Source organism: Isoptericola sp. NPDC019482, from assembly GCF_040632295.1.
Lineage (GTDB): Bacteria > Actinomycetota > Actinomycetes > Actinomycetales > Cellulomonadaceae > Isoptericola.
In genome coordinates this window covers 1-21691 of record NZ_JBEYBQ010000029.1, presented here as the reverse complement: position 1 = coordinate 21691, position 21691 = coordinate 1, and the positions used below count along the sequence as shown (strand labels likewise).

The 21691-nt window shown below is 74.6% G+C and carries 20 protein-coding genes; 14 read left to right on the top strand and 6 right to left on the bottom strand.

Annotated features, from left to right (window positions below; genetic code table 11):
• The first annotated feature begins 187 nt into the window (after positions 1-187).
• The 6 genes from ABZ493_RS16575 (at position 188) to ABZ493_RS16550 (ending at position 7263) form a co-directional block, all read left to right on the top strand.
• Positions 188-1363, top strand: a complete 1176-nt coding sequence (locus ABZ493_RS16575; protein WP_430583251.1) for an AI-2E family transporter — start codon at positions 188-190, stop codon at positions 1361-1363.
• A gap of 37 nt (positions 1364-1400) precedes the next feature.
• Positions 1401-2003 (top strand): GNAT family protein, encoded by a 603-nt coding sequence (locus ABZ493_RS16570; RefSeq protein ID WP_430583250.1) that lies wholly within the window; start codon positions 1401-1403, stop codon positions 2001-2003.
• A 132-nt stretch (positions 2004-2135) separates the two neighbouring features.
• A complete protein-coding gene (locus ABZ493_RS16565; RefSeq protein ID WP_430583249.1) occupies positions 2136-3521 on the top strand; it encodes an NAD(P)/FAD-dependent oxidoreductase in 1386 nt (461 codons plus the stop codon).
• A complete protein-coding gene (locus tag ABZ493_RS16560; RefSeq protein ID WP_430583248.1) occupies positions 3518-4441 on the top strand; it encodes a bile acid:sodium symporter in 924 nt (307 codons plus the stop codon). Before ABZ493_RS16565 ends, ABZ493_RS16560 begins: the two co-directional genes overlap by 4 nt.
• Positions 4438-5415 carry an SDR family oxidoreductase gene (locus ABZ493_RS16555; RefSeq protein WP_430583247.1) on the top strand — a complete coding sequence of 326 codons (978 nt, stop codon included), beginning with the start codon at positions 4438-4440 and terminating at the stop codon, positions 5413-5415. The genes ABZ493_RS16560 and ABZ493_RS16555 overlap by 4 nt, the downstream gene beginning before the upstream one ends.
• 201 nt (positions 5416-5616) lie before the next feature.
• Complete coding sequence (locus tag ABZ493_RS16550) at positions 5617-7263, top strand: ABC-F family ATP-binding cassette domain-containing protein (protein ID WP_430583246.1); 1647 nt, start codon at positions 5617-5619, stop codon at positions 7261-7263.
• An 18-nt stretch (positions 7264-7281) separates the two neighbouring features.
• On the opposite strand, the gene ABZ493_RS16545 is transcribed toward ABZ493_RS16550, so the two are convergent.
• Positions 7282-8610, bottom strand: coding sequence for a lytic polysaccharide monooxygenase (locus ABZ493_RS16545; RefSeq protein ID WP_430583245.1), 1329 nt, complete (start codon positions 8608-8610; stop codon positions 7282-7284).
• Between the two features lie 112 nt (positions 8611-8722).
• Between ABZ493_RS16545 and ABZ493_RS16540 the strand changes: the two genes are divergently transcribed.
• On the top strand, positions 8723-10078 hold the full coding sequence (locus ABZ493_RS16540) for a M20/M25/M40 family metallo-hydrolase (protein ID WP_430583244.1): 1356 nt from the start codon (positions 8723-8725) through the stop codon (positions 10076-10078).
• A gap of 35 nt (positions 10079-10113) precedes the next feature.
• Here ABZ493_RS16540 and ABZ493_RS16535 read toward each other — a convergent pair whose 3' ends face one another.
• Both ABZ493_RS16535 and ABZ493_RS16530 read right to left on the bottom strand, forming a co-directional pair.
• On the bottom strand, positions 10114-10899 hold the full coding sequence (locus ABZ493_RS16535; RefSeq protein ID WP_430583243.1) for a fructosamine kinase family protein: 786 nt from the start codon (positions 10897-10899) through the stop codon (positions 10114-10116).
• 51 nt (positions 10900-10950) lie between these two features.
• Positions 10951-11202, bottom strand: a complete 252-nt coding sequence (locus ABZ493_RS16530) for a DUF5703 family protein (protein ID WP_430583242.1) — start codon at positions 11200-11202, stop codon at positions 10951-10953.
• A gap of 74 nt (positions 11203-11276) precedes the next feature.
• Between ABZ493_RS16530 and ABZ493_RS16525 the strand changes: the two genes are divergently transcribed.
• Positions 11277-11627, top strand: coding sequence for a primosomal protein (locus tag ABZ493_RS16525; protein WP_430583241.1), 351 nt, complete (start codon positions 11277-11279; stop codon positions 11625-11627).
• On the opposite strand, the gene ABZ493_RS16520 is transcribed toward ABZ493_RS16525, so the two are convergent.
• On the bottom strand, positions 11609-12574 hold the full coding sequence (locus tag ABZ493_RS16520) for an aldo/keto reductase (protein ID WP_430583240.1): 966 nt from the start codon (positions 12572-12574) through the stop codon (positions 11609-11611). The genes ABZ493_RS16525 and ABZ493_RS16520 overlap by 19 nt on opposite strands.
• Positions 12575-12625: 51 nt before the next feature.
• Between ABZ493_RS16520 and ABZ493_RS16515 the strand changes: the two genes are divergently transcribed.
• Entirely contained in the window at positions 12626-13498 is an 873-nt protein-coding gene (locus ABZ493_RS16515; protein WP_430583239.1) for an undecaprenyl-diphosphate phosphatase, read from the top strand.
• A 42-nt stretch (positions 13499-13540) separates the two neighbouring features.
• Complete coding sequence (gene mshC / locus ABZ493_RS16510; RefSeq protein ID WP_430583238.1) at positions 13541-14824, top strand: cysteine--1-D-myo-inosityl 2-amino-2-deoxy-alpha-D-glucopyranoside ligase; 1284 nt, start codon at positions 13541-13543, stop codon at positions 14822-14824.
• A 16-nt stretch (positions 14825-14840) separates the two neighbouring features.
• On the opposite strand, the gene ABZ493_RS16505 is transcribed toward mshC, so the two are convergent.
• Positions 14841-15725, bottom strand: a complete 885-nt coding sequence (locus ABZ493_RS16505; RefSeq protein ID WP_430583237.1) for a PAC2 family protein — start codon at positions 15723-15725, stop codon at positions 14841-14843.
• Between the two features lie 104 nt (positions 15726-15829).
• Here ABZ493_RS16505 and ABZ493_RS16500 point away from each other — a divergent pair, with 104 nt between their 5' ends.
• On the top strand, positions 15830-16543 hold the full coding sequence (locus tag ABZ493_RS16500; RefSeq protein WP_430583236.1) for an HAD family phosphatase: 714 nt from the start codon (positions 15830-15832) through the stop codon (positions 16541-16543).
• Here ABZ493_RS16500 and ABZ493_RS16495 read toward each other — a convergent pair.
• Positions 16533-17414, bottom strand: coding sequence for a PD-(D/E)XK nuclease family protein (locus ABZ493_RS16495; RefSeq protein ID WP_430583235.1), 882 nt, complete (start codon positions 17412-17414; stop codon positions 16533-16535). The two genes, ABZ493_RS16500 and ABZ493_RS16495, sit on opposite strands and share 11 nt — an antisense overlap.
• 89 nt (positions 17415-17503) lie before the next feature.
• Between ABZ493_RS16495 and ABZ493_RS16490 the strand changes: the two genes are divergently transcribed.
• The 3 genes from ABZ493_RS16490 (at position 17504) to arc (ending at position 21564) form a co-directional block, all read left to right on the top strand.
• Positions 17504-18625, top strand: a complete 1122-nt coding sequence (locus tag ABZ493_RS16490) for a site-2 protease family protein (protein ID WP_430583234.1) — start codon at positions 17504-17506, stop codon at positions 18623-18625.
• 97 nt (positions 18626-18722) lie between these two features.
• Positions 18723-19718, top strand: coding sequence for a tRNA (adenine-N1)-methyltransferase (locus ABZ493_RS16485; protein WP_430583285.1), 996 nt, complete (start codon positions 18723-18725; stop codon positions 19716-19718).
• Between the two features lie 178 nt (positions 19719-19896).
• Positions 19897-21564, top strand: a complete 1668-nt coding sequence (arc, locus tag ABZ493_RS16480) for a proteasome ATPase (protein ID WP_430583233.1) — start codon at positions 19897-19899, stop codon at positions 21562-21564.
• Positions 21565-21691: the final 127 nt, after the last annotated feature.

Genomic DNA, 21691 nt, shown 5'->3' with positions numbered 1-21691 from the left:
GGCTCCTCCTGTCGCCGGCCGACGTGGGTCCATCGTCCGGCGGCGGGGCCCGTCGCGCACCGGCCACCGGCCGGTCGGGAGGATCCTGCACGGAATTCACCCGCGCGGGCGGCGCGCGTCGTCCTCCCGCATCGGGCGGGAGCGGTGCGGCAGACTGGGCGGACGAGCAGGTGAGAGGAGCACACGGGTGGCGAAGCGCACGAGCGAGAACGTCCCGGCCTGGCTGCGGACGTCGGCCGGTTGGTCGTGGCGGCTCATCGCCCTGACCGCGGCGGTCGCGCTCGTGTTCTGGGCGACGGTGCAGGTGCAGCTCGTGTTCGTCGCCGTGTTCCTCGGGCTGGTCTTCGCGTCGGTCCTCAACCCCGTCGCGGACTTCTACGCCAAGGTCATGCCGCGCCCGCTGGCCACCGCGCTCGCGATCCTCAGCGCGTTCCTCGTGCTGGGCGGCCTGCTCACCTACGTGGTCGCGTCGGTGGCGGGGCAGTGGGAGCAGCTCGCCGGCCAGTTCGACACCGGCGTGCAGCAGATCCTCACCTACGTGGAGAGCGGGCCGTTCGGGCTGTCCGTGACCGGGGACCAGATCAACGAGTGGATCGACCAGGGCCGGCAGTGGCTCGCCGACAACGCCGACTCGCTGGTGAGCCAGGCGGCGCAGAGCGCGGGCTCGGTGTTCGAGGGCTTCGCGATCTTCGCCCTGTCGATCTTCTGCACGGTCTTCTTCGTCGCGTCGGGCGGCAAGATGTGGCGCTGGTTCCTCGGCCAGATCCCCCAGGAGCACCGCACCCGGTGGCAGGCCGCCGCGGGCGCCGGCTGGTACAGCTTCTCCGGCTACGCGCGCGGCACCGTGATCATCGCGTTCGTCGACGGCGTCCTGGCGTTCGTCCTGCTGACGATCCTCGGGGTGCCGCTCGCCGCCCCGCTCGCCGTGCTGGTCTTCATCGGCGCGTTCATCCCGCTGATCGGCGCCCCCCTCGCGATGATCATCGCGGCCGTCGTGGCGCTCGCGGCCAACGGGTTCGTCACCGCGCTCATCGTGACGATCGGCATCGCCCTCATCGGGCAGCTCGAGGGTCATGTGCTGCAGCCGCTCATCATGGGCAAGCAGGTCGCCCTGCACCCCCTGGTCATCGGCATCGGCGTGACCGCCGGCACCGTGCTGGCCGGCATCCTCGGCGCGATCATCGCGGTCCCGCTCATGGCGGTCGCGTGGACGGTGTTCTCGACGCTGCGGGGCGACCGGCCGCACCCCGAGCTCGACGAGCCCCAGGCGGCCGACAGCCCGCTCGCCGTGGCACCGATCGCCGTCCCTCCGGACGGCGACGCCGCGTCGGACGACGAGCCCGGGGAGCCGTCGGACAAATAGCCGGGGCCCCGCGCGCGGTGCGTGCCACGATGCCCCGATGGAACCGTTCGTCCTCGCCACCGACCACGTCCGCCTGTCCGTCCCGACCGGCGCCGACGTCGACCGCATCGCCGAGATCTGCGCCGACCCCGCCATCGCGCGGTGGACGACGGTGCCCACGCCGTACACGAGGTCCGACGCCGAGGGGTTCGTCACCGGGATGGTGGCCGACGGCTGGGCGCAGGAGACGAGCTTCACGTGGGCGGTCCGGGACCCGGGCGACGACGACGGCCCGGTGCGCGGCATGGTCGGGATGACCTGCGAGGGCGTGCCGGGCACGGACCGGACGGGTGAGCTGGGCTACTGGTGCGCCCCCGACGCGCGGGGCCGGGGCCTGACGACGGAGGCGGCGCGCCTCGTCGTCGACTGGGCGCTGGACCCGGAGGGCCTCGGCCTGGCCCGGGCGCAATGGCTCGCCTACGTGGGCAACTGGCCGTCGCGCCGCGTCGCCTGGAAGCTCGGGTTCCGCTACGAGGGCACCCTGCGCCGGTTCGGTCTGCAGCGCGGCACGCGCCACGACTCGTGGGTGGGCTCGTTGCTGCCGGAGGACCCGCGCGGGCCGAGCGAGCCGTGGCCGGCGGAGGCTCCCTCGGCCGCCTGAGCGGCGCGGGCCGTGCCCGCGGCCCGGTATACCGCGGCTTTGGGTGGCGCGGCGGCCAGACCGTATGCTCCCTGCGCGCAAGGGCGCGGATCGAGGCACGCACGGCGCGCGCCGGGAGCATGGAGGCTGGCGATGGGGCTCGAACGACGGGTCGCGGTGATCGGGGCGGGGCCCTCGGGCCTGGCCGCCGCGCGGGCGCTGGACCGCGCCGGGCTCGCCTTCGACGGGTACGAGGCCCACACAGACGTCGGCGGGCTGTGGGACATCGACAACCCGCGCTCGACGGTCTACGAGTCGGCGCACCTCATCTCCTCGCGCACCACGACCCAGTTCGACGAGCTGCCGATGGACTCGGCGGCCGACTACCCGAGCCATCGCGAGCTGCTGCGCTACTTCCGCGCCTACGCGGACGAGTTCGGCCTGCGCGACCGGTTCCGCTTCGGCACGCGCGTGGTCGCCGTCGAGCCGGCGGGCGGCGACGACAGCGGCCGCAGCGGCTGGACGGTGCGATCCGTGCCCGCCGGGTCGGGCCCGGGGGCGGGAGCCGACGACGCCGTCGAGCGCACGTACTCGCACGTCGTCGTCGCCAACGGCACGCTCGCCGAGCCGAACGTCCCCACCCTGCCCGGCACGTTCGACGGGGAGGTGCTGCACTCGAGCGCCTACAAGAGCGCGGACGTGTTCGCGGGCAGGCGGGTGCTCGTCGTCGGGGGCGGCAACTCCGGCTGCGACATCGCGGTCGATGCCGTGCACCGCGCCGCGTCGGTCGACCTGTCGGTGCGGCGCGGGTACTGGTTCGTCCCGCGGTACCTGCTGGGCCGCCCCACGGACACCCTCAACCAGGGCCGGCCGCTGCCCGCGCGGGTCAAGCAGGCCGTCGACTCGCGCCTGCTGCGGCTGCTGAACGGCGACCCGCACCGCTTCGGCTTCCCGGAGCCGGACCACAAGATCTACGAGTCGCACCCCGTGGTGAACTCGCTCGTGCTGCAGCACGCCGGCCAGGGCGACCTGCGGGTGCGGGCCGACGTCGCCCGGTGCGACGGGCGGACGGTGCACTTCGCCGACGGCAGCCACGCCGACTACGACCTCGTGCTGCTCGCCACCGGGTACCGGCTCGACTACCCGTTCCTCGACCCGCGCCATCTCGCGTGGGCGGGGCCGGGCTCCGGGACGGCGCCGCGGCTGTTCTGCAACATCGTGCCGCCGTCGGGCAACGGCCTGTTCGTCGTCGGGATGCTCGAGGCGTCGGGCATCGGCTGGCAGGGCCGTGCCGAGCAGGCCGAGCTGGTGGCGCGCTACCTCGCGACCGTGGCGGCCGCCGACGACGGCGACGTGGCCGCCCGGGAGCGGGCGGTGCGCTTCCGCCGTCGCCTGACCGAGCCGTGGCCGGACCTGACGGGCGGCTACCGCTACCTCGGGCTGGAGCGGATGAGCTACTACGTGAACAAGGACGCCTACCGCCGCACCGTGCGGCGCCTGGCCGACGAGCTCGCTCCGGCCGCGGAGAGCGCGGCATGAACATCGACGACGTCGCCGTGAGCTTCGCGCCCGGGTCGATGGTCGCCCTGGACCTCGTGCTCGGGCTCATCATGCTGGGCATCGCGCTCGACACGTCGCCCGCGGACTTCCGGGCGCTGCGCAACGCCCCGCGGGCGGCGGTGCTCGCGCTGCTCGCGCAGCTCGTGGCGCTGCCCGCCGTGACCTTCGGGCTCACCCTGCTGCTCGACGTGCAGGCGTCCGTCGCCCTCGGGATGATCCTCGTCGCGTGCTGCCCGCCCGGGAACGTGTCCCAGGTGCTCACGCACCGCTCGGGGGGCAACGTCGCGCTGTCCCTGTCGCTCACCGCCGTCGGCAACGCGATCTACATCGTCGCCATGCCGCTCAACCTCGCCCTGTGGGGGTCGCTGCACCCGACGGCGAGCGCCATCCTCACCGACGTGCGGCTCGACGCGGGGCAGATGCTGCTCGAGATCCTCCTGGTCATCGGCGTGCCGTTCGCGGCCGGGATGCTCGTGCGCACGCGCTGGCCGGCGCTCGCCGCGCGGGTGCACCGCCCGGTGCGCTGGGCCAGCCTCGTGGCGCTGGTCGGCTTCATCGTCGCGGCGCTCGCGGGCAACTTCGCGGTCTTCGTCGCGTACATCGGCGTGGTCCTGCTGGCCGTGTTCCTGCACGACGCCGCGGCCCTCGGCCTGGGCTACCTCGCGGGCCGCGCCGGGCGGCTCGCGCCGCGCGAGGTGAAGGCGGTGACGTTCGAGGTCGGCATCCGCAACGCCGGCCTCGGGCTCGGCCTCGTGTTCACGTTCTTCGGCGGGCTGGGCGGTATGGCCGTCGTCGCCGGCTGGTGGGGCATCTGGGACATCGTCGCGGGGCTGGCCCTGGCGACGTTCTGGGCGCGACGGTCCCGGGCCCGCGCGGCCCGGGAGGAGGTGGCCGCATGACGCGCGTCCTGGTCACCGGCGGTGCGGGCTTCCTCGGGTCGCACGCCGTCGCGGCGCTGACGGCGCACGACGACGTCGCGCACGTCGTCGCGGGCGACCTGCGCGAGGCGCGCGTGCCCGACGGCGCGACGTGGGAGCGTCTGGACGTCACGGACCCGGCGTCGGTACGCCGCGTGATCGAGGCGCACGACGTCGACACGGTGGTGCACCTCGCCGCGATCGTGAACCCCGGCACGCTCGACGAGGCGACGGAGCGCGCCGTCGACGTCGACGGCACCCGCAACGTCCTCGACGCCTGCGTGGCCGCGGGCGTGCGCCGGGTGGTGATCTCCTCGTCCGGCGCGGCCTACGGCTACCACGCGGACAACCCGGTGCCGCTGCGCGAGACCGACCCCGTGCGCGGCAACGAGGAGTTCACGTACTCGCGGCACAAGCGCGAGGTCGAGGAGATGCTCGCCCGCTACCGCACCGACCATCCCGGCCTGGGGCAGGTCGTGCTGCGCATCGGGACGATCCTCGGCCCGGGGGTGGACAACCAGATCACGGCCCTGTGGGAGGCGCGCCGGCTCCTGCGGGTGCGCGGCTCGGAGAGCCCGTTCGTCTTCGCCTGGGTCGACGACGTGACCGGCGCCGTCGTCGCGGGCGCGACGGGGGCCACCAACGGCACGTTCAACGTGTGCGGGGACGGCGTGGTGACCGTGGCCGACATCGCGGCACGCCTGGGCCGGCGCACGCTCGACGTCCCGGCGTGGGCGCTCGCCGCCGCCCTGCGGGTCGGGCACGCGCTGCGCCTCACGGTGCACGGGCCGGAGCGTGTCGGGTTCCTGCGCTACCGGCCGGTGCTCGACAACGCGCGCCTCAAGGCCGAGCTGTACGTGCCGCGGCTGACGTCGCGAGAGGCGTTCGAGACCTGGCTGCGCGGCCGCGGCACGCCCGCGGGCGAATCAGGTGGACCCCGCCGCGAGGTCGGGTAGCATCGACGCCGTCCCCGCGGCCACCGCCGCGTGTGAGAGGGGACGGCACCAGGACGAGAGGCGCACCACGGCGATGACGGGCATCCGGACGACCGCCTGACGCGTCGACCCCGAGGCTCCCCGCCGGCCGCACGAACGGCCCGGGGGAGCGGCGTCGACGCACCCGCCGTCCGCCGTACCCCCGCACCGCTGGAGTCCTCCGTGCCCGCTCCCCACCCCTCCGTCGTCCTGCACGACCTCACCTTCTCCTGGCCCGACGGGGCCACCCCGATCGCCGGCGTGTCCGGCGCCTTCTCCCGCGGCCGCACCGGCCTGGTCGGCCTCAACGGCGCGGGCAAGTCCACCCTGCTGCGCCTCGTGGCGGGCCGGCTGCGCCCGACGTCCGGGTCGATCAGCGTGTCCGGTGTCGCGGACTACCTGCCGCAGCGCCTCACCCTCGACACCGACGCCACGGTCGCGGACCTGCTGGGCGTGCGCGACGTCGTCGACGCGGTGCGCGCCATCACGGACGGCACCGCGCCCGAGGCGGAGCTCGCGGCGCTCTTCGACGTCGTCGGCGACGGCTGGGACGTCGAGGAGCGCGCCCTCGCCGAGCTCGCCGGCACGGGCCTCCCGTCCGCCGACGGCGTGCTCGACCGCCCGGTCGGCACCCTCTCGGGCGGCGAGGCGATGCTCGTCGCCGTCACGGGCGTGCGGCTGCGCGGCGCGGACGTGGCGCTCCTGGACGAGCCCACGAACAACCTCGACGGCGATGCCCGCGAGCGGCTGCACGAGCTCGTGCGCACGTGGCGCGGCGCGCTGGTCGTCGTCTCGCACGACCGGGAGCTGCTCGAGCTGGTCGACGAGACCGCGGAGCTGCGCACCGGCTCGCTGACCACGTACGGCGGCACGTACGCGCAGTACGAGGAGCACCTGGCGGCGCAGCAGGACGCGGCGCGCGCCGCCCTGCGCGACGCCGAGCAGGTCCTGCGACGCGAGAAGCGCGAGCGCATCAAGGCCGAGGAGCGCATCGCGCACTCCGAGCGCCGGGGCCGCAAGGACGTCGTCGAGCGTCGGTACGTCAAGGCGCAGATCAACGACCGGCGCAACTCCGCCGAGAAGTCGCAGGCCGCGCGGCGCGGCCAGGCCGCCGGGAAGGAGGCCGACGCCCGGGCGGCCCTCGAGGCCGCCGAGCTGTCCGTGCGCGACGACGACCGCATCGTCGTCGACCTGCCCGACCCGGACGTGCCCGCGGGCCGCCGGCTGGCCGTCCTGCGGGGCACGGACGGCCGCGAGGTCGTGCTCGCCGGGCCGGAGCGCGTGGCGCTGACCGGACCCAACGGCGTCGGCAAGACGACGTTGCTGGAGCGGCTCGTCGGGGTGGTCCCCGTGGGCACCGACGTGGGGACAAGCGCGGTCGCCGAAGCGCTCACCGACCGGGTCGCCTACCTGCCGCAGCGGCTCGACGTGCTCGACGACGACCAGACGGTGCTCGACGCCGTGCGGGCCGGCGCGCCGGACGTGGCGCCCGGGGAGCTGCGCAACCGGCTCGCGCGCTTCCTCGTGCGCGGCGACCAGGTGGGCCGGCCGGTCGCGACGCTGTCCGGCGGCGAGCGGTTCCGCGTCGCCCTGGCGCGGCTGCTGCTCGCCGACCCGCCGGCGCAGCTGCTCGTGCTCGACGAGCCCACCAACAACCTCGACATCGCCAGCACGGACCAGCTCGTGCAGGCGCTGGCCGCCTATCGGGGCGCGCTGCTCGTGGTGAGCCACGACCGGTCGTTCCTGGGCCGGCTCGGCCTCGACGCCGAGCTGCGGCTGGAGCGCGACGGCCGGCTGCTGCAGACCGACCGCCGCGCTCCTCACGCGTGACACGTCGTGGGCGACGGGTCAGGAACAGGCGAGCTCGCCGTCGGCCGGGGCCGTCCCGGTGCCGATGAAGCCCACCGTCGTGCTCTGTCCCGCGCCGAGCGTGGCGTTCCACGCGGCCGGGGAGATGACACCGTCGGCGAGTGCGCCGCCCCAGATGTTCGACGTGGTGATGCCGTCGGCGGCGACCTGCCAGCCGTCGAGCGCGGCGTCGCCGGCGGTCACCACGATCTCGCCCTGGTAGCCGCCCGACCACGAGTTCGTGGTGCTGAACGTGGCCGTGCAGGCTCCGGGGTCGGGGTCGGTCCCCGGGTCCTCGTCCTCGGTGAGGGTCGTGAAGGTCACGGAGGCCGTGGGCTCCGAGACCTCACCGGTGTTGTCGTTGCGTGCTCGGACCGCCACCTCGTACGTGGTCCCGGGTTCGAGCCCGGTCACGTCGATCATCGGGACTCCGTCCGTGGAGGCGAGGATCTCGCCCGTCGCGACGTCGATCACGTCGTAGCCGGTGACGCACCCCGTCGTCCCCGCGCCCCACATGATGTGGGCCTTCGTGGCGGTCACGGAGGTGGCGGACAGCTCGCCGAGCGGTGTGCCCGGAACCTCGTCCGGGCACACCTCGGGCGGGTCCGTGGGGTCGGGGTCGGGATCGGTCTCCCCGTCGATGCCGGTCACCTCGCCGTCGCCGCCGTCGAACGCGACGTCCGAGCAGCTGTAGAAGTTCTCGCTGCTGTCCGAGCGCACCCAGTGCGTGAACACGATGTGCTCGCCGGTCCGGTCCGCGGGCAGGGTGACGTCCCAGTAGTAGTAGTTGTCGCCGCCCGGGCCGCCGGTGTCCGGCGGGTCCGTCACGGAGTCGACCAGCTCGAGGTCCGCCCAGCCGAGCGGCTGTGTCGGGTCGAAGCCCTCGCGGGTCACGTAGACGTCGAACCGGCCCGGGTGCTCGGCCCAGTTGTTGTGCTGGAACTCGTACGTCTCGCCGGCGGTGAGGTGCGTCGTCGGCCAGTCGGTGCGGGGCGCGTTGAACGCGGAGAAGTCGTACGGGCCGCGGTCGCCGCCGGAGCAGATGGTCCCGTCCGGGATGTAGCCCTCGGTGCGGCCGGCGCCGTTCGAGTCCAGGTTGCCGAACCAGTTGTAGTACGCGTTCGGGCCGCTCTGCGCGAGCGCATCCGCGCAGGCGGGGTTCGACGGGTCGAGCTGCCCGGTCGCGGTCTGCGCGTCCACCCAGCACAGGTACTGCCGGGAGCCGGGGAACACCTCGGCCCCGTGGGCGGCCGCCGGCTGCCCGACGACGGCCACGAGGCCGACGGCGGCCAGCACGGTGGCCGCGAGGGATGCCGCGAGTCTTCGCATGATGGTCCTCCTCCTTGAGGTCCGTGGGTGTGTGGGCACGACGGTGGTCCACGGTGCGGACGCCGTCACCCCGGCTAAACGTTTCGCCCGCGGGCGCCGGTACGGTGTCCGGGTGACGCCCCAGCCCTCCGCCCCGTTCCCGAGCACCACACCGTCGACACACCCCACCGCCGAGCAGGAGGTGGTGGGCATCTGCCGCGACCTGCTGCGGATCGACACGTCCAACTACGGCAACGGCGAGGGGCCGGGGGAGCGGAAGGCTGCGGAGCTCGTCGCCGGGCTCCTCACCGAGGTGGGGCTCGAGGTGGAGCTGTTCGAGTCCGAGCCCGGCCGCACGTCGGTCGTGACGCGGCTCGAGGGCGCCGACCGGTCCCGGCCCGCGCTGGTGCTGCACGGGCACACGGACGTGGTGCCCGCGGCCGCCGACGACTGGACGGTCGACCCGTTCGGCGGCGAGGAGATCGACGGCCTTCTGTGGGGCCGCGGCGCCGTCGACATGAAGGACATGGACGCGATGATCCTCGCGGTCGTGCGGCAGATGGTCCGCGAGGGCCGGCGCCCCGCGCGCGACGTCGTCGTCGCCTTCTTCGCCGACGAGGAGGCGGGCGGCGTGCGCGGCGCGCAGTGGGCCGTGCGGCACCGGCCCGAGCTCTTCGAGGGCGCCACCGAGGCGATCAGCGAGGTGGGCGGCTTCTCGGTGGAGGTCGGCGGGCGGCGCGCGTACCTGCTGCAGACGGCGGAGAAGGGGCTCGCCTGGCTGCGGCTCGTCGCCGACGGGCGGGCCGGGCACGGCTCCCAGGTCAACACGGAGAACGCCGTGACCGAGCTCGCGGCGGCCGTCGCGCGGATCGGGCAGCATCCCTGGCCGTACACGCTCACGCCGACGGTGGAGAAGCTGCTGCGCGGGGTGTCCGACCTCACCGGTCTGCCCTTCGACGGCGAGGACCCCGCTGCGGTCGACGCGCTCGTCGCGGCGCTCGGCCCGGCCGCCAAGTTCGTGGGCGCTACGGTGCGGCACACGTCCAACCCGACGCAGCTCGAGTCCGGCTACAAGGCGAACGTCATCCCCGGCCGGGCCGAGGCCACCGTCGACGTGCGCCTCCTGCCCGGGCACGAGGAGGAGGGGATGGCGACGCTTCGCGAGCTGGCCGGGCCTACCGTGCGCGTCGAGCCGATCCACACCGACACCGCCCTCGAGGTGCCGTTCTCCGGCGACCTCGTGGACTCGATGGTCGCCTCCCTCCTGGCCGAGGACCCCGGGGCCACGGTGCTGCCGTACACGCTGTCGGGCGGCACCGACAACAAGTCGCTCTCCCGCCTCGGCATCACCGGGTACGGGTTCGCGCCCCTGCGGCTGCCCGCCGACCTCGACTTCTCCGGCATGTTCCACGGCGTCGACGAGCGCGTGCCGGTCGAGTCGCTGCGCTTCGGCACCCGCGTGCTGGACCGGCTGCTGCGCGACTGCTGACCCGTCGCGCTGACCCCGCCCGCTGACCGCCGCCGTCAGCCGCCCAGCCGGGCGAGCAGGCGGCGGGTCTGCCCGACGTACCCGCCGCCGAAGAGCACGGCGTGCACCGCGAGCGGGTACAGCTGGTGCAGCGGGACACGGTCGCGCCACCCGGGGGCGAGGGGCCAGGCCGCCTCGTAGCCCGCGAGGATCTCGTCCAGGTGCGGCGCCCCGAAGAGCGCGAGCATGGCGAGGTCGGCCTCCCGGTGCCCGCCGTGGGCGGCCGGGTCGATGAGCACCGCCTCCGCGGACCCGGCCGGCCCGGGCGCCCACAGCACGTTCCCCGACCACAGGTCGCCGTGCACGCGGGCGGGCGCCTCGCGCGCGGCGGGGCCCGCGAGCAGGCCGAGGCGCCCGCACACCCGCTCGACGGCGGCCGCGTCCTGCGCCGTGAGCACGCCGCGCTCCCTGCCCTGCGCCACGACGGGACGCAGGCGGGCGTGCGCGTAGAACGCCGGCCAGTCGCCCCACGTCCCGGCCGCCAGGGTCAGGGGGTCGTCGAGGGGGCCGAAGTACCCGCGGTCCGCCCCGGGCGGCAGGACGCCGAACCCGTCGGCGCCCGCGCGGTGCAGGACCGCGAGACGGCGGCCCAGGTCGCGCGCGGCGTCCGGCGCGGGGCGCGCAGCCTCGACCCGCTCCAGGTCGAGGTGGTCCGGGCCGTGACCCAGTACCCGGGCGACCCGCGGGCCGCCCGGCACGGCGAGCCACCGCAGACCCGCGGCCTCGGTGGCGAAGAACCCGGGCGGCGCGTCCGGGCGCGACTTGCGGAACGTGTCGGCCATGTCTGCTCGGGAACGTCTGCTCGGGAACGTCTGCTCGGGGCGGTCCACCGGTCAGAAGGTGGCGCTGACCTTGATGATCTTGCGGCGCAGCCACACCCGGCGTTCGCCGCCCATGTACAGCCGCGTGCGCGCGAGCTCCCACCGGCCGTACTCGGCCTCGTCGGTGAGCATCTTGCGGGCGTCCGGGACGCTGGTGCCCCGGTCGATGGTCAGCACGCGGTACTCGTACTGTCCGTGCTTGCGCCAGGCGGACGGCGCGCCGGAGCGCTCGTCCGCCTGTGACGTCGACGGGATCGAAGCCATCCGCTGTCCTCCCGAAGTGCTGGCGGGCGGTTTTCGTCTGCCCATTGTGCCCCGTGGGGCGCTACGGTCGGAGCATGACCGCTGACCCGCGTGCCGCGCTGGACCGCTTCGTCGCCGCGCTCGAGGCCCACTACCACGCGGTGTCGACCCGGCGGGGTGACGACGACCCCGCGGTCGACGACGCCTACGAGGTCCTGGCCGACGCGTTCGAGGTCTACGAGGACGCGCTGGCGCAGGTCTACTCCGAGGTCACGCCCTTCTTCCTCGACGACGGCGACGACGAGGACGGCGACGACGAGGACGGCGACGACGAGGACGACGACGAGGACGACCTCGACGCCGAGCTGGACACCGACCTCGAGGGCGGGGCGTCCGAGGACCGTCCGGTCGACGAGCCCGGCCAGGCCTACCAGCGCTCGGGGTAGCCGATCTCCGGGGCGGAGACGTCGTCGAGCGCGGCGTGCACCTCGCCCGGCAGGTCGAGGTCCACGGCGGCGAGCGACGCCCGCAGCTGGGCCGGCGTCCGCGCCCCGACGACCGCGCTCGCGACCGCGTCGCGGGCCAGCAGCCAGGCGAGGGCGACCTCGAGCGGCGCGCGCCCCAGCCCGTCGGCCGCGGTGGCCACAGCCTCGACGACCGACGACGCGGCCGCGTCCAGGTAGGGGTCGACGAACGCGGCGAGGTGCGCCGACGCCGCGCGGGAGTCCGCCGGGATCGCCCGCCGGTACTTGCCGGTGAGCACCCCGCGCCCCAGCGGTGACCACGCCAACAGGCCGAGGCCGAGGGCGTCGGCGGCCGGGACGACGTCGCGCTCCGCGCCGCGCTGCAGCAGGGAGTACTCGAGCTCCAGGGCGCTCAGGCCGGTGCCGTCCGTCTCCAGCAGCGTCGCGGCCCGCGCGGACGCCCAGCCAGGGTGGTTGGACAGGCCCACGTAGCGTGCCCGGCCGGACGCCACCGCCAGCCGCAGCGCGGACACGGTCTCCGCGAGCGGGGTCGCCGGGTCGGGGCAGGCGACGAGGAAGAGGTCCACGTGGTCGGTGCCCAGACGGGCGAGCGAGGCGTCGAGGTCGGCGAGCAGGCCCGCCCGCGACGCGTCGACGCGGGCGCCCGCCCGGCCGGCCCGGACGCCGCCCTTGGTGCACAGCACGACGTCGTCGCGGGAGACCTTGCCGTCCAGGAGCGAGCCGATCACGCGCTCCGCGTCGCCGTCGCCGTACGTCGCGGCGGTGTCGACGAGCGTGCCGCCCGCGTCGACGAAGTCGCGCAGCTGCTCCGCCGCGTCCAGATCGTCGGTGTCCCGCCCCCACGTCATGGTCCCCAGGCCGAGCTCGGACACGCGCAGGCCCGTACGGCCCACCTGACGACGCTCCATGGCGGGCCACGCTACCGGGAAACCCTGCTGGTCCGGGTAGTGTGACCGCCCGTGAATGCCTGGGAAGCGATCCTGCTCGGCCTGGTCCAGGGCCTGACCGAGTTCCTGCCGATCTCGTCGAGCGCGCACCTGCGCATCGTCGGAGAGCTGCTCGGCGGGACCGACCCCGGCGCCGCGTTCACGGCGATCACGCAGATCGGCACCGAGGCGGCCGTGCTGCTCTACTACCGCCGCACCATCCGGGACATCTGCGTCGCCTGGTGGAAGTCCCTCGTGGGCACGCACGGCAGCGACTGGCGCTCCCGGATGGGCGCGCACGACGACCAGGCGCGGATGGCCTGGTACATCGCCCTCGGCTCGATCCCGATCGGCGTGCTCGGCCTGCTCTTCCAGGACCAGATCGAGACCTACCTGCGCAACCTCTGGATCACCGTGACGACGCTCGTCATCTTCGGCCTCCTGCTCGGCTTGGCGGACAAGATCGGCCGGCGCACCCGCCGGCTCGACGAGCTCAACCCGAAGCGCGCGATCGGGTTCGGCTTCGCGCAGGCGCTCGCGCTCATCCCGGGCGTGTCGCGCTCCGGCGGCACGATCACGGCCGGGCTCCTCATGGGCTTCACCCGCAAGGCGGCGGCGGACTACTCGTTCCTGCTCGCCATCCCCGCGGTGCTGATGTCGGGCTTCTACCAGCTCGCCAAGTCGGTGGGCGAGGACCCGGCACCGGGGTCGCCCGGCGCCGGCGCGACCCTGGTGGCGACGCTCGTCGCCTTCGTCGTCGGGTACGTCGTCATCATCGGCTTCCTCAAGCTCATCACCACGCACTCGTTCATGCCGTTCGTCTGGTACCGCCTCGGCCTCGCCGCCGTGGTCGTGGTGCTGCTCCTGACCGGCGTGCTCACCGCGAACGGCGGGATCGTCGTCTGACCGGGAGACCCGGCCCCGCCGGAGGGCCGGTAGCCTGGGCGCGTGCGTTCCTGGCCCGCCCCGCAGATCCCCGAGCTCCCCGAACCGGCCGACGGCCGCCGCACCCCCGTCCGGGTGCACGACAGCACCACCGGACGGCTCGTGGACCCGGCCCCGGGCGGCACCGCCCGCTACTACGTCTGCGGCATCACGCCGTACGACGCGACCCACCTCGGGCACGCGAACACCTACCTGGCGTTCGACCTGCTGCACCGGGCGTGGCTCGACGCCGGCAAGGCGGTGACGTTCGTCTCGAACGTCACCGACGTGGACGACCCGCTGCTCGAGCGCGCCGACGCCACGGGCGTCGACTGGCAGGACCTCGCCGCCGACCAGGTGGCCCTCTTCCGCGAGGACATGACCGCCCTCGGCATGGTGCCGCCCGCCACCTGGACCGGCGCCGTCGAGTCCGTGCCCGAGGTGGTCGCCGCCGTCGAGAAGCTCCTGGACCAGGGCGCGGCCTACCGGGTCCCCGTCGAGCCGGGCGCGGGCGGGGACGACCCCTGTCTCGGCGACGTGTACGCCGACCTGTCCGCCGACCCGGCCTTCGGGCAGGTGTCCCGCCTCGACCCGCAGGTCATGGCGGAGCTCTTCGCCGAGCGCGGGGGCGACCCCGACCGCGAGGGCAAGAAGAACCCGCTGGACCCGCTGCTGTGGCGCCGCGAGCGCGTGGGCGAGCCCGCGTGGGACGGCGCGACGCTCGGCACCGGCCGCCCCGGCTGGCACATCGAGTGCGCCGTGATCGCCCGCGACGGTCTGGGCCTGCCGTTCGACCTGCAGGGCGGGGGAGCGGACCTGCTGTTCCCGCACCACGAGATGTCGACCTCGCACGACCGGCTGCTCGGCGGCGGCGGCGCCGGCGTCCACGTGCACGCCGGCCTGGTGGCCTACCAGGGCGAGAAGATGAGCAAGTCGCGCGGCAACCTCGTGTTCGTCTCCGCGCTGCGCCGCGCCGGCGTCGACCCGATGGCGATCCGGCTCGCCCTGCTGGCGCACCAGTACCGCACGGAGTGGGAGTGGACCGACGCCGACCTCGAGGCCGGCGTCGCGCGGCTCGAGCGCTGGCGGTCCGCCGTCTCCGGCAACGGCGGCCCCGACGCGACCGCGACGCTGGCGGCGCTGCGCGCGGCGCTCGCGGACGACCTCGACGGACCCGCCGCGCTCGCCGCCGTCGACGCGTGGGCCGACACCGCGCTCGCGCCCGGGCGGGACACGACCGACGACCTCGAGGGCGCGCCCGGCGTCCTGGCGCGCGCGGTGAACGCGCTCCTCGGCGTCCGGCTCTGACCGGGCGGACCCGGCGTCAGCCCTTGTCGGTGCCCTTGTCGGTGCCCTTGTCGCCCCCGACGTCGCGCCGCCGCAGGTAGCGCTCGAACTCCCGCGCGATGGCCTCCCCCGTCGCCTCGGGCAGGTCGGCGGTGTCCTTCGCCTCCTCGAGCTGCTGCACGTACTCGGCGATCTCGGCGTCGTCGGAGGCCAGCTCGTCGACGCCGTGCTGCCACGCCTCGGCGTCCTCGGGCAGGTCGCCGAGGGGCACCGGCGCGGCGATGAGCTCCTCGACGCGGGCGAGGATCGCGAGCGTCGCCTTGGGCGACGGCGGGTTGGCCACGTAGTGCGGGACGGCGGCCCACAGCGACACGGCCTGGAACCCGCGGCGGTCGGCCTCGTGCTGCAGCACGCCCACGATGCCGGTCGGGCCCTCGTACGTGCTCGGCTCGACGTCGAGCACCGCCTGCAGGCCGTCGCTCTCGGTGGTGGCGGTCATCGGGATGGGCCGGGTGTGCGGCACGTCGGCGAGCAGGGCGCCGAGCGTCACGACCGTGCGGACGCCCAGCTCGGCAGCCAGGTCCAGCAGCTCGGCGCTGTACGAGCGCCACCGGAACGACGGCTCGATGCCGTGCACCAGCACCACCGTGCGGTCGGGCAGCTCCGCGACGGACACGGTCGTGGTCGGCCAGGTGATGCTGCGCACCCCGTCCGGGCTGGTCTCGATCACCGGACGGTTCACCTGGAAGTCGTGGTAGTCCTCGGGGTCGAGCTCGCGCACCTGGCGCGCGTCCCACACGTGGGCGAGGTGGGCGAGGGCGGCGGTGGCGGCGCTGCCGGCGTCGTTCCACCCCTCGAACGCGGCGATCATCACGGTCTGCCGTGCGGCGTGGCGCCCGGTGGTCTCCGGCTCGGTCGTCATCCGTCCAGCGTATACAGCAGGGGCCGTGGGCCGGGGCGCTCGACGTGTCCCGTGTCACGGGCACCGCGGGCGGGCGGGCGGCGGGGCGTCCGTACGATGGACGGGTGCCCGAGACCCTCGCCCCCGCCCCGCACACCCCCGCGCCGACCCTGCCCGCGGCCGTCCTGTGGGACATGGACGGCACCCTCGTGGACACCGAGCCGTACTGGATCCGGGCCGAGCAGGAGCTCGTCGCGGAGCACGGCGGCACCTGGACCCACGAGCAGGCGCTGCAGCTGGTCGGGAACGCGCTGACGGTCTCCGCCGCGATCGTGCGCGACCAGGGCGGCGTGGACCTGCCCCTCGACGAGATCGTCGACCGGCTGCTGGGCCGGGTCGTCGAGCAGGTGCGCGAGCGGGTGCCGTGGCAGCCCGGCGCGCTGGAGCTCCTCACCGCGCTCTCCGACGCCGGCGTGCCGTGCGCTCTCGTCACGATGAGCTACGCGTCCTTCGCGCAGGAGGTGGTCTCGCGGGGCCCCGCCGGCGCGTTCGCGACGCTCGTCACCGGCGACCAGGTGTCGCGCGGCAAGCCGGACCCCGAGCCCTACCTCGTGGCGGCGGAGCGACTCGGTGTCGACGCGGCCGCGTGCGTGGCCATCGAGGACTCGCCCACGGGCATCGCCTCGGCGCGCGCGGCCGGCATCGCGACCCTCGGGGTCGAGGCGGTCGTGCCGGTTCCGCACCTGGACGGGCTCAGCCGCGCCGCGTCGCTGGAGAAGGTCGACGTCGCGATGCTCGCGCGCATCGGCGCCGGCGAGGTCGTGGACCTCACGCGCTGACGGCGTCGACCCCGAGCCGCTCGCGCAGCGCGTCCGGAGGGATCACGGGCGGCGTGCCGCCGAAAGCGGGGCACCGCGCCTGGTGCGCGCACCACCCGCAGAGGCGGCCGGGGCGAGGGCGCCAGTCGCCCGTCCGGGCGGCGTCCTGGATCGCCGACCACAGCGCGCGCACCTTGGTCTCCGTGGCCTCGAGCTCCTGCTCGCGCGGCTCGGCGCGCAGCACCTGGCCGTCGCCGAGATACAGCAGCTGCAGCATGCGCGGCACCTCGCCCCGCTCGCGCCACAGCACCAGCCCGTAGAAACGCATCTGGAACAGGGCCGAGCCCTCGAAGCCCGGCCCGGGCGCGCGGCCGGTCTTGTAGTCGACCACCCGCAGCGCGCCGTCCGGCGCCACGTCGAGCCGGTCCACGATCCCGCGCAGCACCGGACCGTCGTCGAGCGCGGTCTCGACACGCAGCTCCCGCGACGCAGGCTCCAGCCGGTTGGGGTCCTCCAGCGTGAAGTACGTGCCGACGAGCCGGCGCGCCCGCCCGATCCACGCGGCCGGCGTGGTGCCGGCCGCATCTCCGCCCTCGTCGAAGAGGGACGCGTACCGCGGCTCCGCGGCCACGAGGCGCTCCCACTCGACCGGCAGCAGCGCGGCGGCGGCCTCCGGCGTGCGCTCGCCCCGCGGCGCGTCGTACAGCCGCTCGAGGACGGCGTGCACCAGGGTGCCGCGCGCGGCGGCGGACGCGGGCGGCTCGGGCAGGCGGTCGACCACCCGGAACCGGAACAGGAGCGGGCAGCGCATGAAGTCGGCCGCGCGCGACGGCGACAGCGCCGGGGCCCGCACGGCCGTCGACGACGGGTCCGGGGCGGCGGTCGTGGTCATGCGCGCCACCCTACGGGCGGAGGGTGACAGGCCGTCCCACGACCGGTGATGACCGGCCGGCGACCAGCCTGCCCGGATAGCCTGACCGGGTGACCTCTCGCTCCCGGGGATGGGTGGTCGGCCGCATCGCGGGCGCGCCCGTCCTCGTCACCCCGTCGTGGTTCCTCGGAGCCGTCGTCCTCACCCTCGTGTTCGCGCCCTCGGTGCGGACGTGGTTCGCACCCCAGCTGGGCACGACGGCGGTGCTCGTCGTCGCCGCCGCGTTCGTGCTGCTCCTGTTCGGGTCCGTGTTCCTGCACGAGGTCGCGCACGCCCTCGTCGCGCGGTCGCGCGGGCACCGCGTCACCGAGATCGCGCTGACGCTGTGGGGCGGCCACACCGCGTACACCGGATCGGGCGGGCGCCCGCTCGACGGCGCCCTCGTGGCCGTGGTCGGCCCGCTCACCAACCTCGTCCTCGCTGCCGCGTTCTGGGTCGTCTACCTGCTGCAGCCTGCGTCGTCGGTCGTGACGGCGCTGCTCCTGGCCGGCGCGTTCTCGAACGCCTTCGTCGGGCTGTTCAACCTGGTGCCGGGGCTGCCGCTGGACGGCGGGCAGATCCTGGAGTCCGCGGTCTGGGGCGCGACCGGCTCGCGCACGCGGGGCACGCTCGTGGCGGGCTGGGTCGGACGGGTGGTGGCGGTCGGCGTGCTGGTCGTGGCGCTGCTGTGGCCGCTGCTCGAGGGGCGGAGGCCGTCGTGGGTGACGGTCGCGTGGGCGGCGCTCATCGGCGCGTTCCTGTGGTCCGGCGCGGGCGACGCGATCAAGGGCGCGCAGACCAGGGCCCGTGTCGCGACGCTGTCCGCGCGCGGCCTGGCCGTACCGGCCGCCGTGATCCCGGTCTCCACCACGGTCGCGGGCGTCTCCGACGCGGCCGCGAGGCACCCGGGCGCGGTGCTCGCCGTCGTCGGCGCCGCGGGGGAGCCGGTGGGCTGGGTGGACCCGGGAGCGGTCGCGAGCGTGCCCGCGGGTCAGGCCGCCACCACGCCGGTGGAGGCCGTCGTGGTCCCGTTCCCGCCCGGGTCCGCGGTGAGCCCGGACCTCGAGGGCGACGACCTCCTCGACCGTCTCGCGCACGGCTCCTCGGGGGCCCGCGTGGTGCCGGTCGTCGACGCCGGACGCCTGACGGGCGTGCTCGACGTCGCCCGGGTCGCGGCCGCGCTCCGCCGATGAGGGGCCGGGAGGCGGGCCGGTAGACTCGCCCGTCGTGACCTCCGCCGACGCCACCCCGCCCGAGACCCGCCCGACCGCCGCCCCGGCGACGGGGCCGATCGAAGGGTCGACCGCCGGTGCCACGGGCGCCGAGCTGCGCCGCGGCCCGCTGCGCGAGGGCGACCGCGTGCAGCTCACGGACCCCAAGGGGCGCCTGCACACCATCACGCTCAAGCCCGGCGGCACCTTCCACACGCACAAGGGCTACTTCCGCCACGAGGACCTCATCGGCCGCCCCGAGGGGTGGGTCGTGACCAACACCGCGGGCGTCGAGTACCTCGCCCTGCGGCCCCTGCTCAGCGACTACGTGCTGTCCATGCCGCGCGGCGCCGCCGTCGTCTACCCCAAGGACGCCGGCCAGATCGTTCAGATGGCCGACATCTTCCCGGGCGCGCGCGTCGTCGAGGCCGGCGTCGGGTCCGGAGCGCTGACCATGTCGCTGCTGCGCGCCGTGGGCGACGCCGGCGAGCTGCACTCCATCGAGCGGCGCGAGGACTTCGCGGCGATCGCCCGCGGCAACGTCGAGTCGTTCTTCGGCGGCGAGCACCCGGCGTGGCGCCTCTCGATCGGGGACCTCGCGGACGTGCTGCCCACGGTCGCGGAGCCGGGCAGCGTGGACCGCGTCGTCCTGGACATGCTGGCGCCCTGGGAGAACGTCGACCCGGTGGCCCGCGCGCTCGCGCCCGGCGGGGTGCTGATCTGCTACGTCGCGACGGCGACCCAGCTGTCCCGGACGGCCGAGGACCTGCGGACCGACGGCCGGTTCGCCGAGCCGCAGGCGTGGGAGTCGATGGTGCGCGGCTGGCACCTCGAGGGCCTCGCGGTGCGCCCGCAGCACCGGATGATCGGGCACACCGGCTTCCTGATCACCGCGCGCCGGCTCGCCGACGGCGTCACCCCGCCCGAGCGCACCCGCCGCCCCGCGAAGGGCTCGTACCCGGCGCCCGACGCCGAGTGGTCGGAGGAGGAGCTGGGCGAGCGCGCCGTGTCGGACAAGAAGATCCGCCGCGTGCGGCGCGACCTCGGCGTCGCCCCCGAGGACGCCCAGGGCTGACCTCGCGTCACCCGCACCGGGGCGTCGTAGGTCACCGGGAGGTCTCGGTCGTGTGAACCTCGCGACCGCTCCGTGAAATGAACCCCCGGACGCCCGCGTTGATGTCTAGGGTGCTGTACTCCGGGGACGCCTTCCCGCCCGGGGAGGTGGTCACCCGGGCCGCACGAGAGGGGATGCGATGTCCGACAACCCTGTCCGCCCGGAGCCTCGACCGGAGCAGCCGGCGCTGCCCACCGGACCGAGCCACGACGCACAGCTCGCCCTCCTCGCCGCCAAGAACGAGCGGCTCGCCGAGGCGCTCCGCGCCGCCCGCGACCAGATCGTGGAGCTCAAGGGCCAGATCGACGAGCTCGCCAAGCCGCCGGGGACGTACGCCACGTTCCTCGCCGCGCACGACGACGGCTCCGTCGACATCTCGTCGGCCGGCCGCAAGATGCACGTCCAGGCGAGCCCGGGCCTCGACGTCGCCGAGCTGCGCCCCGGCCAGGAGGTCAAGCTCAACGAGGCCATGACCGTCGTCGAGGTCGGCGGGTACGAGCGCACCGGCGAGCTGGTGACCGTCAAGGAGGTGCTCGACGCCGAGCGGGTGCTCGTCGTCGGGCGGGCCGACGAGGAGCGCGTCGTGCGCCTCGCCGGGTCGGTCGCCGACGCCGAGCTGCGCGTGGGCGACGCGCTCACGGTCGACGTGCGCAGCGGGTTCGTCTACGAGGTCGTGCCGAAGTCGGAGGTCGAGGAGCTCGTCCTCGAGGAGGTGCCCGACATCGCCTACGAGGACATCGGCGGCCTGGGGCCGCAGATCGAGCAGATCCGCGACGCCGTCGAGCTGCCCTTCTCGCACCCCGACCTCTTCCGCGAGCACGGGCTGAGGCCGCCCAAGGGCGTGCTGCTGTACGGCCCGCCCGGGTGCGGCAAGACGCTCATCGCCAAGGCCGTGGCCAGCTCGCTGGCCGGGATGGTCGCCAGCGCGCAGGGCGGCGACCCCACGGCCAAGAGCTACTTCCTCAACGTCAAGGGCCCGGAGCTGCTCAACAAGTACGTGGGCGAGACGGAGCGGCACATCCGCCTGATCTTCGCCCGCGCCCGCGAGAAGGCGACGCAGGGCGCCCCCGTCGTCGTCTTCTTCGACGAGATGGAGTCGCTGTTCCGCACCCGCGGCACCGGGCTCTCGTCGGACGTCGAGACGACGATCGTTCCCCAGCTGCTCGCCGAGATCGACGGCGTCGAGCGGCTCGACAACGTCATCGTCATCGGTGCGTCGAACCGCGAGGACATGATCGACCCCGCCATCCTGCGACCGGGCCGCCTGGACGTGAAGATCAAGATCGAACGGCCGGACGCGGAGGGCGCCACCGAGATCTTCGGCAAGTACCTCACGCCCGAGCTGCCCATCCACCCCGACGACCTGGCCGAGCACGGCGGCAGCCAGAGCGAGGCCGTCGGGGCGATGATCAGCAGCGTGGTGGAGCGCATGTACTCCGAGGACGAGGAGAACCAGTTCCTCGAGGTCACGTACGCGTCGGGCGACAAGGAGACCCTCTACTTCAAGGACTTCAACTCCGGCGCCATGATCCAGAACGTCGTGGACCGGGCCAAGAAGTCGGCGATCAAGGACTTCCTGTCCACCGGGCAGCGCGGCATCCGGGTGGAGCACCTGCTGTCGGCGTGCGTCGACGAGTTCAAGGAGAACGAGGACCTGCCCAACACCACCAACCCCGACGACTGGGCGCGCATCAGCGGCAAGAAGGGCGAGCGCATCGTCTTCATCCGCACGATCGTCCAGAAGAAGGGCGGCGACGGCACGCCGCGCACCATCGACACGGTCACGAGCACCGGGCAGTACCTGTAGTCCGCGGGATACCCGTGGTCCGCGGGATCACGAGATCGAGGTACCCGTCTCGAGGTCGACCCACCGTGGGTCGACCTCGAGACCGGTGGGCGGGCACGGCGGCGGAGGGGAGGTCTGGGAGGTCGGG

What these genes read in the sequence shown, in the direction of transcription:
- ABZ493_RS16525 (WP_430583241.1), top strand. Translation starts at nt 11,277, where the DNA reads ATGACCGCTGACCCGCGTGCCGCGCTGGACCGCTTCGTCGCCGCGCTC.
- ABZ493_RS16570 (WP_430583250.1), top strand. Translation starts at nt 1,401, where the DNA reads ATGGAACCGTTCGTCCTCGCCACCGACCACGTCCGCCTGTCCGTCCCG.
- ABZ493_RS16535 (WP_430583243.1), bottom strand. Translation starts at nt 10,899, where the DNA reads ATGGCCGACACGTTCCGCAAGTCGCGCCCGGACGCGCCGCCCGGGTTC.
- ABZ493_RS16505 (WP_430583237.1), bottom strand. Translation starts at nt 15,725, where the DNA reads ATGACGACCGAGCCGGAGACCACCGGGCGCCACGCCGCACGGCAGACC.
- ABZ493_RS16545 (WP_430583245.1), bottom strand. Translation starts at nt 8,610, where the DNA reads ATGCGAAGACTCGCGGCATCCCTCGCGGCCACCGTGCTGGCCGCCGTC.
- ABZ493_RS16530 (WP_430583242.1), bottom strand. Translation starts at nt 11,202, where the DNA reads ATGGCTTCGATCCCGTCGACGTCACAGGCGGACGAGCGCTCCGGCGCG.
- arc (WP_430583233.1), top strand. Translation starts at nt 19,897, where the DNA reads ATGTCCGACAACCCTGTCCGCCCGGAGCCTCGACCGGAGCAGCCGGCG.
- ABZ493_RS16555 (WP_430583247.1), top strand. Translation starts at nt 4,438, where the DNA reads ATGACGCGCGTCCTGGTCACCGGCGGTGCGGGCTTCCTCGGGTCGCAC.
- ABZ493_RS16495 (WP_430583235.1), bottom strand. Translation starts at nt 17,414, where the DNA reads ATGACCACGACCGCCGCCCCGGACCCGTCGTCGACGGCCGTGCGGGCC.
- ABZ493_RS16565 (WP_430583249.1), top strand. Translation starts at nt 2,136, where the DNA reads ATGGGGCTCGAACGACGGGTCGCGGTGATCGGGGCGGGGCCCTCGGGC.
- ABZ493_RS16560 (WP_430583248.1), top strand. Translation starts at nt 3,518, where the DNA reads ATGAACATCGACGACGTCGCCGTGAGCTTCGCGCCCGGGTCGATGGTC.
- ABZ493_RS16520 (WP_430583240.1), bottom strand. Translation starts at nt 12,574, where the DNA reads ATGGAGCGTCGTCAGGTGGGCCGTACGGGCCTGCGCGTGTCCGAGCTC.